We start from the raw sequence: 12,598 nt of genomic DNA on the forward strand, positions 1-12,598 counted from the left end.
TGGCACAATCACAAATTAAGCGATGTGCCCGAGCCCAAGCTACTCGCAACAACGTTGGCCGGTAAGTCGTCCAGGTGTGTGAGGGAGGTGCTGAATTCCATTATGCCTAGGGACCCAGAGGTCGAGGTGACCGAGGTCTGTCAAAACGTGTTGGTGGTGCGTTCCAACCTCCTACCCAACGAGGTCTACGGGACGCTTAGGGCGGCTCCACCTTCATGTCTAGCTAGGGCATATCCAGTTCACACTTTGGCTCCGCTGAACGAAGTCGAGGCGATTAGGGCAAGTCTAGAGTTGGTTGGGAAGTATCAAGGTACGTTTTTAGTAGATTGTGTGAACAGAGGAGCGAAGGTTGACTGCAGGCAAGTGGAAATGGGGATAGGTATGATGTTGGGCGGAAGAGTGAGCTACGGGAACCCAGACTGGGTATTGACTGTGAACTGTGCCGACATGTGTTATATCTCGGTACTTAGGAGGGGACAGGAAAAGTTTCGGTCTAGCCTCCCGATGTCCATATAAGGGAAAAGACAGGAATTATAAAGCAATGGAGGAGTCTTCACAATCACCGAGGGACATACTCAGCGAGTCAGCCAGCGGGCTGTCGGTCTTCAAGGATAGGAGCAAGCTCTCCCCAGATCATGTGCCAAGTAGGCTTCCATTCAGGGAACAGAAGCTGAGGGAACTGGGGGTGAGTTTCAAGGGACTAATAGAATCCCCAGGGTCCTCTTCAATGAGGGCCCTCATAGTGGGTAAGACTGGCACGGGGAAGACTGTGACGGCCAGGGTGTTCGGAAGGGAGTTCAGGGAATTAGCTAGAAGCCGCGACGTGAAGCTGGAGTACGTTCACGTGAACTGTTACAGACAGAGGACCCTCTACATGATCACCTCCGAGATCGCGGGTACCCTAAGACTCCCAATACCGATGAGAGGTTTCTCGTCCCAGGAGGTATTCAGGGCAATAAACGATTATCTTGAGAAAAGGAACATGCATCTGATAATAACGTTAGACGAGTTCGACTATCTGATAAACAGCGCTCCTCTGGGGAAGTTTACTTCCTTGTCAGACTTTACGATGAGATAGCGGCTTCGGTGAAGAGAATAAACTACATCTTCATCGTGAGGGACTGGAGCACGGTCAACGTGTTGGATAAGTCCTTAAGAGACCACGTGGTGAGGAACGTGGTAGAGTTCAAGCCCTACACAGCGTCCGAACTCTACGCTATATTGGAGGACAGGACCAAGGAGGCCTTCCACGAAGGCACTGTTCCTCCTGAAGCCCTGGAGTTGATCTCCGAGATGCATGGTTATGATAAGGGGGGAATGGGGAACGCGAGGCTGGCGATAGAGGTACTCGAGCTGGCGGGCGACATAGCAGATAAGGGAGGACACCAAATGATAACGCGAGAGATAGTTAGGGAAGCCAATGCTAGGGCCAACCCAGAGTCCACGGTGGTGAGCGAGAGCATCTCCTCCCTCGAACTGCACGAACTGATAACCCTCTACGCGGTGGTCAAACTCTCGGAGTCGAGAAGGGGGGAGTACTTCACAATGGGGGAGGTAGAGGAGGAGTACGCTTCGGTATGTAGAAGCGTAGGAGAGGAGCCAAGGAAACACACTCAGTTCTACGAGTACGTTAGAAAGATGAGACTGATGGGAATACTCGACACTAAGCAGAGTGGGAGAGGCATGAGAGGCAGAACTACACTAGTCGCGCTCAACGTCCCCCACTCCAAGGAACTGAAAATGGCGATAGAGTCGAGAATGGGATTGGCGTCTAGGCCTTGAGCCTCTCAGTTAGATTGAAACTGCTCATGGTGCTTTCAGAGGTAGGCGAGGTAAACATAACCAGGTTACTGAGACTAACGGGCCTGAGATATGACGTTTTGGAGAGAAACTTGAAGTATCTAGAGGAGAAAAGGTACGTGGAAGTCACGAGACTGGGGAGAAGTAGAATAGTGAGACTTAACTTCTCCAACCCACAGGTGATCGTAATAAGGGATCTGCTGGAAGAACTGTCAGAGCTGTGAACCGAATAAAGGTGATCGACGGCGAGAAAGCTTCATACTGGGCGGCTATCCCTAGAGGTGGTCTAGTACGTAAGGAATGTTATCCTCTTAATCTCCACGGGGTAAAGGGGCTCTGTATGCCGTGGCGAGCCCGTTTTCGATCCATAGGCGTTACTTCCACTTAATAACTAGGCCTCCTCATTTGGAAACGAAAGGGGAAAGGAAATTGAAAGGGGCCAAGATGGTGGACGTGTCCTCGAAGGAGTCCGTTGTAAGAGAAGCTGTAGCAGAAGGTAAGGTTAGGCTGAAGAGGGAAACAATACGAAAGATATTGGAAGGCAAAGTGGAAAAAGGGGACGTTATAGAGGTTAGTAGGGTTGCTGGGATAATGGCTGCCAAGAGGACCGCTGAGTTCCTTCCATTATGTCATCCCATTCCTCTCACATCTGTCGAGGTCGAAGTTAAGTGTGAGGAGGAATTCGTCAAAGCTATCTGCACTGTAAAGACAACTTACAAAACTGGAGTAGAAATGGATGCGCTCACTTGCGTCACCTCGACGCTTCTAACCGTGTGGGATATGGTGAAGAAACACGAAAAGGACGAGAATGGACAGTACCCAGTCACTGAGCTGACAGAGGTGAGAGTAGTGAGGAAGGTCAAAGAGACCACAAAGTCTTAAGGTACTTCAATTCGTCTTCAGTTAAGCCAAAGTAGTCTGCAACCTCCTTAGAGGGTTTCAGCCTTAGTGTGGAGAGGACGTCGTTCTTTACCTTCGACATAGAGCAATGAGTCTTAGAGGCGATCTTAGAGAGAAGAGAGTCTCTCACTTCCCTGCTCGACTTAGTTCTTGCCATTGAGGAAATGTATTGAGGAAACTGGTATTTTCTCCACTTTGCCTTCCACCCAGGCTTAGACTTACCTGCCTCGGCGAAGGCTAAACCAATCCCCATGATGTCGAAAACGTAGCTCAGGAGGTCCCAGGAAACATACCTAGCCCTAGAGGAGAAGAGGGAGGCCCTAGATAGAGCAGCGTAGGCCCTGCTTAGGTCTTTGAAGTCCTCGAATTGAAGTGGTAGGTTTTCGTCGAACCATCTTAATAACATCTCATAGTCCACACGAGAACTTGACACGGCGTTTCTGGCCTGCCAAGCGTAACGGGCCCAGAAGACACTTCTCAGCGTCTCGAATGGATCGAGCTCTCGTTCCTTTCTAATGGTGGCCTCTACAGACTGCCTAGTTACCGATCCTCTTCCTTCCGCTACCGCCTGGAGGGCATTGATCGCGTATCTGAGGTCTCCTTCGCTCTCCTCAATTATCTCATTAAGGGCGTCTTCATCGCACCTGACCTTCTCCATCTCACAGATCCTCTTGAGCACCCTCCTAGAGCTCACCTTGCCCAACTTCTTGAGCTCTATGAGTTGGCATCTAGCTCTGAGCTCCCTCATGGACGGGTCCCAAGGATCGTTGGCAGTGAGAAGCACGGGATTGTCAGTAGAGTCAACCAATTGAAGTAATGCCTGAAAGCCTCCCCTGTCCTCCTTTGAATCCATCCCGTCAACCTCATCTAGGAGAAGTAGCTTGCCCTTCTTTCCGAAGAGAGTTGAGGAGGTGGAAGCAACCTTCGCAGTCCTCTCGATCTCCTGAAGTCTTCTGGAATCGCTTGCGTTGAGTTCGAACAGTTCGAGATCGAAGTCCCTAGCTAACGCCTCTGCCAAGGTGGTCTTACCTACACCTGGTGGACCGTAGAGAAGTACGGACTTCTTGCCAGGTTTACCATGGAGCCAGCTAGTTATCCATTCCTTAAGTTGAGACTTAGCTTCTTCTTGGTTCTCGACCTCGGAGAGACTTTTGGGTCTATACTTGACGAACCAAGGTAACCTCAACCCTCCCCACCCACGTACTTGGCCCCGAAGACGCTGAGCTTGGCCAGAAAAGCGCTGAGTTGAATCTCATCATCCGCCCCCTCGACTATTCTGAACTCCGTCTCCCCCACGTAGTCAACTAGGAGGGCCCTCAACTCTTCGGGAATTGAGAGATCCCCAGACAAGACTTCCCTGTGGATCTGCTTAACTATGTCTTCACCTGAGAGACCGGAATTTACCATGAGGGACCTAACCTTCTCCCTCGCTTCGATAAACTTCCCAGCTAACGCCAGCTTCAGGGCGTCCCTAACCTCCTTGGGTTGAGACACACCAACTGCCTTGTAAATCGATTCTACTGTGATCTTACCGTAGGTGGAAGCGGATTGGAGGAGGTTTATGGACTTCCTCAGGTCTCCCATAGTGACGTTGTATATTTCCTCCAGTCCACCCTCGTCATAACTTACACCCTCTTTTTCAGCAATGAACCTCAGTCTAGCTATGACGTCTTCCTTCTTCAAGGGATAAAACCTGAAGAGGGCTGTCCTAGACTGGATCGGCTCAATTATCTTGCTAAGATAGTTGCAGGCCAATATGAAACGAGTTGTCTCGGTGTAAATTTCCATTATCCTTCTGAGCGCTTGTTGGGCGTCCGCCGTCATGTTGTCGGCCTCGTCTAGCAATATAACCTTAAACGGGACTTCACCCAACGTTACTGTGCGGGCGAAGTCCTTAACCTTAGTTCTTATGACGTTTATCCCACTTTCATCACTGGCGTTAAGCTCGAGGAAATACCTCTCATAGTCCTCCCCGTAGAGGTCCCTGACTAAGGCGAGGGCGGCTGTAGTCTTTCCCGTCCCAGGAGAGCCAGCGAAGAGGAGGTGAGGCATATTCCTTTCCTTTACGAACTGCTTCAGTCTGCTGACATTCTCCTCCTGATCCACGATGTCGTCGAGATGTCTAGGCCTGTACTTTTCACTCCACATTAACTCCTCGCTCACTTTCCTCCCCTCCTATACTTTCCCATGATCTCTCCTACGTCCACAGCGATGGACTCAGCCACTGTGGCCACCTCCCTCACTCCAATGCGCGCTGGTAACATCATTCTTTCCTTAAGCGCATAGACCTTGACGAAGTATCTGTGTGGAGGACCTCGTGGAGGACATGGCCCTCCATACCCCACTCTTCCAAAGTCGTTTATAGCTTGATCGCCGTACTGCGTAGAGGTCATTTTAGGTATCGCCTCAGGGAGTTCCGTGGTCGTCACGTTGTAAATCGCCCAATGATAAAAAGTTCCTCCAGGGGCGTCTGGGTCCTCCATTATGACCGCGTATAATCCTTTTCCCACCTTTTCCCACTGAAGATGGGGAGATATGTCCTCACCGTCGCAAGTGTACCTAACTGGTATGTCCGATTTGTCATGGAAGGAATTGCTAATTACCTTCACGTGAGCAATGAGAGTACCTTCGTTTTAAACTTTAAGACTGTGGTGTCGGTTCTTTCTTCTGAATTGAAAGGGGAACCCACATGAGCCAAGCTGGTATCTGGTTAATTAATTCATAGGCCTCCTCCCACGTTGCTAAGCTTAACTCCCTAGCTAACTCCTCCAACGTCATCATCGTCCTTACGTACTTGTTTAGAATGGCCACGACATCCTCATTTATCTCCAGCTCACGGCCGCTGCTGAGCTTTACCTTAAGTGCCTCCACAACTTAGCGGAATCAGGGTGAAGTTAAATAGTTAACCGTATTCACACCGTAGAGGGCCCAAATACTCAATACCGAAATTACGAGGACTGCTATAATGAGGGCATAACCCCACTCAACCTGTCTCCTCTCCAACAAATACACTCCGCCCGTCATGAGCATTAGCATGATAATGAATAGGGCGAGAAATCCTCCGCTTCCTGCCTTCTCAGCACCAGACACTAAGGGAGAAATGTAATAGGGGAATGCAATGATACCGAGGATCGCGAACGCCACCACTACGACTGTCACGAACACTACCAACGCGGAGATCGACTGCACGTAGAGCCTAGGGTACTTCTTACCCGACATCACACTTACTACCACGGGACCCTTTTAATCTTTAATCGATAGGCCACTGCATTAGTTCCCAAGTGCAGTACGAAGGCCAAAGCTGCAACGAAGAGAAACTCTGATAGAGATAATGGAACGCCTGTGGCCAGCATGAAAGCGGTGGCGCCTACGACGAAGTCCAACTGGTCCAACCCCAATGCCCTTTGTCCCCTCGTCATACCCATTCTTCTTTTAAAGAATGCGCCTACTAAATCTCCTACCATAGCCCCAAGTGCTCCCATGAACCCTTTCGTGATCCAAGGTTCTCCCAGAAACCTACTTATCCCAATCGAAACGGTCAACCCGAAAGATAGGGACAAGAGTAACCCTTCAAACGTTTTTCCATCCCCTAGAATCCTCCTTCCATCTCCCAAGCTCCTGCCGAAGTCGAGTGGAGTTCCCTCTCTGATGAACGTGGCTCCTCCGTTGGCTGCCAACGCGGGCGAGTAAATAACGAAAGCGTAAAGGAGGGTATACAGCTCCACACCTCGTTTTAAGTCGAACTGAAGAAAAAGCTAACTTCCTCTGGCTGCTCTCAACGCTATAGCACAGGCTGCCCTAACGTCCCTGTCCTTCACTCTTATGTAGGGGTTATTCTTACTTGTCATCTTTTCGTCGACTCTCTCCGCGTCGAATGAAGTAGTGAGCATTCGATAGGTAAATTCCCCTAGCTTATTTCCAACTCCAACTCCAATACGATGAACTCTGTGAGGGTAAACATTTATTACGTGCTGGATGAACTCTTCTATTCTATTAAAGTTAACTTTAGCGGACGTGAGCAACTCGCCGTCCCCGAGAACAGCAACTGTGAGTTCGTCGCTATTTGTATCAATTCCTATAAGTAGCTCGTCGTAGAGGCTCTTTCCCTTTAATAAACAGATAGCTCTCTCCACCCCAGGTTCAATGTCTTCTATCCTCCTAACTACGATATCTCCTTTAGTGTCAGATATGGTAACCTCTGCTACCCCTTCAGTAAGCGATACACCTCTGTCCCTCAGAGCTAAGACGACGAGGTGAAACAGTTTTGGGTCATTTATTTTCACGGCTAACCTGTTACCCAAGCCTCGCGTAGCGTTAACTATTACGGGCTTTAAGTTTTTAGTTGGTTTGATGTAGGTGGATTGAAGCTCGAGGAATTCAGAAAAGAACTTGAGGGGATGGGATTGGAAGATTTGCTGTTAGGTATAGGTCTAGGAGTAGCTATGGGGCTCTCCTTGGCTGCCCCTCCAGGTCCAGTCAATGCCTTGATAGCTACAGAGGCGGCCAAGTCTCCGTTACATGGAACTAGCGTCGGAGTTGGCGCTATGACTGCTGACGCGGTTTTCATGACAATCACGTTAATAATAGGGAGATTTCTGCCCAGTTTTGTAATACACTCTCTCTTCTTAGCTGGCGGCGGTGTGATGCTTTACTTAGCATACGATGTGTGGAGAAGCAAGGGACCGAGCGGGAGGGGGAAGAAGGGAAACTTCGTAGTGGGTCTAGGGATGGGTCTCAGTAATCCTTTTCAAATAACTTGGTGGTTAACCGCCGGCTTGTTCATGATTCGAGAAATTTCGCTCACGACAATACCGGGATTCTTTGCAGGTATTCTCCTTTGGATTTTCTCATTTCCTCTCACTATACACAAAATACGAGCAAGATATAAGTACATAAAGTATGCGTCGGCAACGATCTTGTTGTTATTCGGTGCCTACATGCTATACATCGGTGTCGCCTACGCACTCAAAACTACTTAATTTCATTGTTCTACGCGACTCGGAGGAGAAGTTAAGTCCACCTAAGGTCGACCCTTTGGGAAACAACTTAGGAATCATGCACAACAGAAATGACTTAGCCCTCCTAGACAAGTCGTGGAAGTCCTTTCCACTCTTGCCGAGACAATAAAATGTCCTCACTCCGTATCGCAAGTTAGACTTACGCGATCCCGCGAGAAGTAAGCGTGAGAAGAACAGGACGTGAAGTGAAAACGGCCACCAACTAACATCGACTGGAGCTTAGACTCTGGAAAATTCTTATGAGATCTCCAGTCACATTGCTCTAACGTTTAAACTACCGAAACCCACCCTTACCCTCTGGCGCAATAGTATGTCTGAGATTGACGGTATTTCCAGCTGTTTTCCACATTTAGGGCACTTATTACTATACATTCCCATTATTTCAGTAGGAGTTCTCACACCATAAAAGTCTTGTCCCACCCTTTCAAACTTAAATAGCTCGGACCCACAACCTTTACACTGATACATTATCATGGAAATCATTCAATTACTTCTAACACATAGATATAACCGCTGTTCCTTCTATACTAAATACTTTCAGCGACCTCTCTCCCCTTTTAATGCGGGACCAACGATGTGCAACTAAGATGCTTCCTGGAGGTATTAGGAGCTATACTATTTTTAAGCCAAACGCGGAGAGATTTCGCTGGGGCCGTAGTCTAGCTTGGTCCAGGATGCCAGCCTGGGGATGAATCCCCAACCACCAGACCGCTGGTGGTCCCGGGTTCAAATCCCGGCGGCCCCATAGGTTCTCTTATATATCCTCGTTATTATTAGTATCACTAGTGAAATAATTAGAAGGAAAGCCGCCTCTGGTATTGAGGACCTGAAATAATACTCGTATTGAGAATAGATGTATACTGAGGCTGGACTTACGAGGTTAAACGGACCCCCTTGAACGTAAAATGCTACTATAGCAATCGAGCCGAACTCGCTCATTGCTCGGGCCATTGCGGTTAAGGCCGCAGATACGAGGCTAGCCCTTGAGCTAGGGAAGACCACTCGAATAAACGTTGTAAGCTCGTCCGCCCCTAAGGTCCTTGAGAACATCTCTGGGCCTCGGTTCATTCCCTCAAATAGGTTCTGGGCTGCTCTCACGTAAATTGGAGTGGAAACGATTATGAGGGCGGTGACCAAACCTAAATAGGAGTCGAAAAGGTTGAGTCCAATAGAGTTCAGGAATTGGCCAGTTGGTGTATATGGGCTATCCAGTATGACTAAAGCTATTCCCACTATGGGGTGGGGGATTGATGCGGGTACGTCGACTAACCCTTCGAGGAATGGATTTCTTCGTCTAGATAAAAAGTAAGCCACGTGAGTGAAGAACAAGATTTCTATAGCTGCTGTCAAACCTGATGCCACTATTGTGAGCTCAACCGCTTTCAAGAAGGAAAGACCTAACGCCGAGAGGGAGAAGAAAGGCCCTAGGCCGTAAAAAAGTAGAACAACGAGCGGTGCTGCTAGTAATAGGAGAGGGATAACAGAAAGGGAGAATAGTCTATCAAAGCTCCGCGAGCGGCCCAGCGTAGGTCACTTCTCCAGAGCTCTCAAGCTCAGAGATTTGAGGCGGGAGAGTGTTATTAGAAGCGAAAAGTGGGGCAGGAATTGCAGGCGTCAGGCCATATCGCTCCAATTCGTCCACGTGACTGAGAACGAAACGCAAGAACGCGTATGAGGCCTGCGGGTTCTGCGGCTTAGTGGGAACGGTTATGTAGAGGTAGACAGGGCTGCCACTTACGTTGACGTCCTTTCCTTCTAGGTTAACTGGCCAAGAGAACTTTGAGTAGAACGATGAATACTGAGAACTCCCGAAATTCAACCAAGGTGGGAGCTGTAAGTAGGAGAATCCCTGCGCCATGGCGTAAGACCTATAGGAGAAAACTAACTGCACTTCCCCCTCCTCCAATGGCCCGACGTATTCTCCTGTGCTCGACCTCGTCACGTTCGCTCCAGTTTCTATCACCCTGTCGAGGAAGTAACTGGAGTTGTGAGCGTAAATCTTTCCCGCTATCTCTAACATAAGGAACGCATATAGTCCCTCTGGGTCCGTACTAGGATTGGATATACCAAGCTTCACACTGCCAGAGGTGATCGTTTCGAAAAAATCAAACCAGTAAGTAGAATCATTGGTGGACATGGCCTCGTGATAATAGGATAGAGCCTCCCTCACGGAAGGATTCTGGAGGGAAGCGTTAGAATAGACTATGGCCATTTGATCCGTGAAGATTCCTATTGCCCACCCTGGATTCCTCTGTCCCAACACGTCTACGGCCTGAGTAAACGCAACTGGCATAAATACGCTAGCTGGTTCTCCTGCGGCTATATCCGAAGCTAGCTTGAAGCTACCTCCCGGAATTACTGTAACCTGGACTCCAGTTGAATTATGAAAGGCTTGCGCCAAGAACTGCGCCTCAGCAGTATATGCCCCAGCCACATACACGGCGAGTGGTCTAGAGTGAGGAGCAAAAAGGCCATAGGCGGCTGCGGCGACCACAACAGCTACAACTAATCCGACAGCCAGATACTTTAAGGAGCTCATCACGTCTTCAAATATATTTAGCTATATATATTTGTTATGCAGGGAGGCGTTTAACAAACTTCTCCTGAAGGCCGAAAATAGCCTAACGAAGTTCGTAGGGGATGGGGACGGCCTAGCGTCCTCGAAGTCGATTATGAACGCCCTCTTATCTCCGATGAGGACGTTCCCCCAAGGTCTCGTAATCTCTCTGTGTTCGATCTCTAACTGATCCAGAGAAAATCCAGCACGTAAAACTTGGATAATGACGTCGATTCCCTCAGTCCTCATCAGCTCTCTTCCCTTGATATACTCCATCAAAATAAAGTGGCACCCGTAGTTTAACACTCGTGGGGCAACACCAATTGCCCTCTCTTGCATCCTAGCCTCAAACTTCAGGCATCTCTTAGGCGAATCGCTCCTCCTAATCTTGACAACGTTTAGATCCTCTGTGAGCGCGACTACACCACTCTTCCCCTTTCCTATCACATTCACTCCTCCCAGCTTTACCTTACCGAACGACAGTAGGTGTGCTAATCCAGCTTCTTGGAGTTCTTTTTCGGCCTCCGAATAAGGGTGAGGAAATATGAAGTCCCTTAGTGGAGCCACGTTGGGGTCTTCCTCAGAAATGCCGCGACGCAAGGATCGTCCCCCTTGGACACCCACTTAAAGCTTAGATCGAAGTCGAATTTGAAGGTGAGGCATCCCTTCACAACGTCCTCCATGACTCCTGTTCTCCTCTTGATGGAAAGTAACCTCCCATCCTCACCTATCCACACTTGGTCGTTGGATGCTATGAAGGAGGATACGTCGTCTCGCATATAGAAAGGTGGTCCCTGATGTAGCTTAAAACGTCCGATCTCCTTAGACTCAACTTGAACAAGTAGTTTCAACCCCTCGCAGGCCCCTACATCGATCACTCTGAATCCCGCTTCTCCCAAAGATCTCCTAACTTTAGTCAGCACACTATTAACCTGTCCCCAAAGTACTTCCTCAGCAACATATTCCCGAGGTTTAACTTCTACCACCAAAACATCACCAACCGCTGGGACGTCTGAGACAGTTGGGGGATAGAAGAAACGAAGTGAAGGAGAAGTTAGGTAATATCTGGCTGCTAGCGAAAACTCCGCCAACCTCTTGATCGAAACAGCCGCTGCAACGTTCCTGTGAGGATCTATGGGATCTGGAACAACTAAGGGTTCTGGAAAATTCCTTATAGGCTCGCCCAGAACCACCTTGGGGCCCCAGGAAGAGGCGGCGCTCAGAACTCCTTTGAAGTCCCTGAGGTGATAGATCAGTAGTTCCGCTAGATATCCCGAGAAGCCCTTGACTCGCTGTTCAGCACCGTAGACACCTATCCCCTTCATAAAAGCCTTGAGTAGTCTAACCTGATCCTTCATTTCAGGAGTGAAGTTACCTCTCACAAACACGGTGTGGAATCGAGTCCTGTCTACGGGAGTCACAGGCTTGGACCCCTCTTCTACAGCTACCGCTGGCACTACGTCAATCCAGATTCCATCCACTAGTACCTTTAGGTAGGGATGATCGGCGTACTCAATTTGCCAAGGCAGGTCACTTAACTTAGCCTTAATGAGAGACAGGGCCTGACTTCGAATCCACTCTAAGCTAGTTGTAGACGGAAAGAATACGAAGACGTCTACATCTGAAGCTCCAGAAAGCCAAGTGTCCTTAGCGAACGAGCCATGCACTTCGGGGTTAAATCCTTCTAATCTCTGGACAACTTTTCTAATTGCGTCATTGATCTTGACATATTCTTGCGGAGAGGGTTTAATCTTGCTTAGAACTTCATCCTCGACGTTCAGGCTCCCCTCACCTCTATTAAGCTGTCGTATATGGGTCCTTTCGGGGTTAGAATACTCCTCATGAGGTGAAAACTTTCAAGTTTAACTTTCCCGAAACTGGTAGAGCCATATATGTCTATAAGCTCTATAAGTTCCTTTGGTGGCCTACTCTTCACTCTACCAAGCGTAACGTGAGGCGAGAACTCCTTTTTGTCGTAATGGACGCGCAGTTCCCTTAGCAGGCCTTCTTGCTTTAACCTGAGCTCCCTTACCGGATCCAAATTTCCCGCTAGCCCCACCCAAACCACTCTTGCTGAGAAGGGTGAGGGAAAGACGCCCAGCCCCTTTAGTTCCACTTCAACCGACTTGAATTTCATAGACGATAGACCCTCCTTAAGTAGAGGTACAACACTTTCTGGAACCTCTCCTAGGAACAACAAGGTGACGTGGAGAGATTCTTTATCCACCGGTTTAATGCCAGGAATTTGCTCGATTTCCCTCAGAATCGAGATCAGAGGTTCTCCAGGTATTCTTAAGGCTGTGAACAGTCTCAATTCGAATCA

At 48.8% G+C, this 12,598-nt stretch carries 16 protein-coding genes, 1 tRNA gene and 1 pseudogene; 6 read left to right on the forward strand and 12 right to left on the reverse strand.

Going from position 1 to position 12,598, the window contains the following annotated elements; genetic code table 11:
* Window positions 1–24: 24 nt before the first annotated feature.
* The 4 genes and pseudogenes from HS1genome_RS04895 to moaC all read left to right on the forward strand — a co-directional run bounded on the left by HS1genome_RS04895 (window position 25) and on the right by moaC (window position 2,682).
* Window positions 25–516, forward strand: a complete 492-nt coding sequence (locus HS1genome_RS04895; RefSeq protein WP_158613721.1) for a THUMP domain-containing protein — start codon at window positions 25–27, stop codon at window positions 514–516.
* A 25-nt stretch (window positions 517–541) separates the two neighbouring features.
* Window positions 542–1,782 (forward strand): annotated as a pseudogene (locus HS1genome_RS13300) (ORC1-type DNA replication protein).
* Complete coding sequence (locus HS1genome_RS04905) at window positions 1,779–2,024, forward strand: helix-turn-helix domain-containing protein (protein WP_126449853.1); 246 nt, start codon at window positions 1,779–1,781, stop codon at window positions 2,022–2,024. The pseudogene HS1genome_RS13300 and the gene HS1genome_RS04905 overlap by 4 nt, the downstream one beginning before the upstream one ends.
* Before the next feature lie 220 nt (window positions 2,025–2,244).
* Window positions 2,245–2,682: a cyclic pyranopterin monophosphate synthase MoaC gene (gene moaC / locus HS1genome_RS04910; protein ID WP_197721540.1), complete on the forward strand. Its 438-nt coding sequence runs from the start codon at window positions 2,245–2,247 to the stop codon at window positions 2,680–2,682.
* On the opposite strand, the gene HS1genome_RS04915 is transcribed toward moaC, so the two are convergent.
* The 7 genes from HS1genome_RS04915 to HS1genome_RS04945 are packed head-to-tail and all read right to left on the reverse strand — an operon-like array spanning window position 2,660 to window position 7,001.
* Window positions 2,660–3,886: a replication factor C large subunit gene (locus HS1genome_RS04915; RefSeq protein WP_126449855.1), complete on the reverse strand. Its 1,227-nt coding sequence runs from the start codon at window positions 3,884–3,886 to the stop codon at window positions 2,660–2,662. The two genes, moaC and HS1genome_RS04915, sit on opposite strands and share 23 nt — an antisense overlap.
* Window positions 3,883–4,863 carry a replication factor C small subunit gene (locus HS1genome_RS04920; protein ID WP_229768161.1) on the reverse strand — a complete coding sequence of 327 codons (981 nt, stop codon included), beginning with the start codon at window positions 4,861–4,863 and terminating at the stop codon, window positions 3,883–3,885. The genes HS1genome_RS04915 and HS1genome_RS04920 overlap by 4 nt, the downstream gene beginning before the upstream one ends.
* A complete protein-coding gene (locus HS1genome_RS04925; protein WP_126449856.1) occupies window positions 4,860–5,309 on the reverse strand; it encodes a YbhB/YbcL family Raf kinase inhibitor-like protein in 450 nt (149 codons plus the stop codon). The genes HS1genome_RS04920 and HS1genome_RS04925 overlap by 4 nt, the downstream gene beginning before the upstream one ends.
* Window positions 5,310–5,340: 31 nt before the next feature.
* Entirely contained in the window at window positions 5,341–5,571 is a 231-nt protein-coding gene (locus HS1genome_RS04930; RefSeq protein ID WP_126449857.1) for a hypothetical protein, read from the reverse strand.
* Window positions 5,572–5,583: 12 nt separating this feature from the next.
* Window positions 5,584–5,919, reverse strand: a complete 336-nt coding sequence (locus HS1genome_RS04935; RefSeq protein ID WP_126449858.1) for a hypothetical protein — start codon at window positions 5,917–5,919, stop codon at window positions 5,584–5,586.
* Window positions 5,920–5,927: 8 nt separating this feature from the next.
* Window positions 5,928–6,425: a CDP-2,3-bis-(O-geranylgeranyl)-sn-glycerol synthase gene (locus HS1genome_RS04940; protein ID WP_126449859.1), complete on the reverse strand. Its 498-nt coding sequence runs from the start codon at window positions 6,423–6,425 to the stop codon at window positions 5,928–5,930.
* A 30-nt stretch (window positions 6,426–6,455) separates the two neighbouring features.
* Entirely contained in the window at window positions 6,456–7,001 is a 546-nt protein-coding gene (locus HS1genome_RS04945) for a hypothetical protein (protein WP_126449860.1), read from the reverse strand.
* A 60-nt stretch (window positions 7,002–7,061) separates the two neighbouring features.
* Here HS1genome_RS04945 and HS1genome_RS04950 point away from each other — a divergent pair, with 60 nt between their 5' ends.
* Together HS1genome_RS04950 and HS1genome_RS04960 are read left to right on the forward strand one after the other, a co-directional pair.
* Window positions 7,062–7,679: a LysE family translocator gene (locus tag HS1genome_RS04950; protein ID WP_373286768.1), complete on the forward strand. Its 618-nt coding sequence runs from the start codon at window positions 7,062–7,064 to the stop codon at window positions 7,677–7,679.
* A 687-nt stretch (window positions 7,680–8,366) separates the two neighbouring features.
* Window positions 8,367–8,463 (forward strand) — tRNA-Pro (locus tag HS1genome_RS04960).
* Here the strand turns inward: HS1genome_RS04960 and HS1genome_RS04965 are convergent.
* The 5 genes from HS1genome_RS04965 to thpR form a co-directional block, all read right to left on the reverse strand.
* A complete protein-coding gene (locus tag HS1genome_RS04965) occupies window positions 8,445–9,080 on the reverse strand; it encodes an ABC transporter permease subunit (RefSeq protein WP_338067372.1) in 636 nt (211 codons plus the stop codon). The genes HS1genome_RS04960 and HS1genome_RS04965 overlap by 19 nt on opposite strands.
* Before the next feature lie 139 nt (window positions 9,081–9,219).
* On the reverse strand, window positions 9,220–10,257 hold the full coding sequence (locus tag HS1genome_RS04970; protein WP_126449861.1) for an extracellular solute-binding protein: 1,038 nt from the start codon (window positions 10,255–10,257) through the stop codon (window positions 9,220–9,222).
* A gap of 21 nt (window positions 10,258–10,278) precedes the next feature.
* Window positions 10,279–10,875 (reverse strand): serine/threonine protein kinase, encoded by a 597-nt coding sequence (locus tag HS1genome_RS04975; protein ID WP_126449862.1) that lies wholly within the window; start codon window positions 10,873–10,875, stop codon window positions 10,279–10,281.
* Window positions 10,830–12,086 (reverse strand): CCA tRNA nucleotidyltransferase, encoded by a 1,257-nt coding sequence (gene cca / locus HS1genome_RS04980; protein WP_338067373.1) that lies wholly within the window; start codon window positions 12,084–12,086, stop codon window positions 10,830–10,832. Before cca ends, HS1genome_RS04975 begins: the two co-directional genes overlap by 46 nt.
* Window positions 12,053–12,589, reverse strand: a complete 537-nt coding sequence (thpR, locus tag HS1genome_RS04985; protein WP_126449864.1) for an RNA 2',3'-cyclic phosphodiesterase — start codon at window positions 12,587–12,589, stop codon at window positions 12,053–12,055. The genes cca and thpR overlap by 34 nt, the downstream gene beginning before the upstream one ends.
* Window positions 12,590–12,598: the final 9 nt, after the last annotated feature.

Source organism: Sulfodiicoccus acidiphilus, assembly GCF_003967175.1.
GTDB classification, from domain to species: Archaea; Thermoproteota; Thermoprotei_A; order Sulfolobales; family Sulfolobaceae; genus Sulfodiicoccus; species Sulfodiicoccus acidiphilus.

Excerpts from the sequence above, each read along its gene's own strand:
- moaC (WP_197721540.1), top strand. The coding sequence starts at position 2,245 with ATGGTGGACGTGTCCTCGAAGGAGTCCGTTGTAAGAGAAGCTGTAGCA.
- HS1genome_RS04935 (WP_126449858.1), bottom strand. The coding sequence starts at position 5,919 with ATGTCGGGTAAGAAGTACCCTAGGCTCTACGTGCAGTCGATCTCCGCG.
- HS1genome_RS04970 (WP_126449861.1), bottom strand. The coding sequence starts at position 10,257 with ATGAGCTCCTTAAAGTATCTGGCTGTCGGATTAGTTGTAGCTGTTGTG.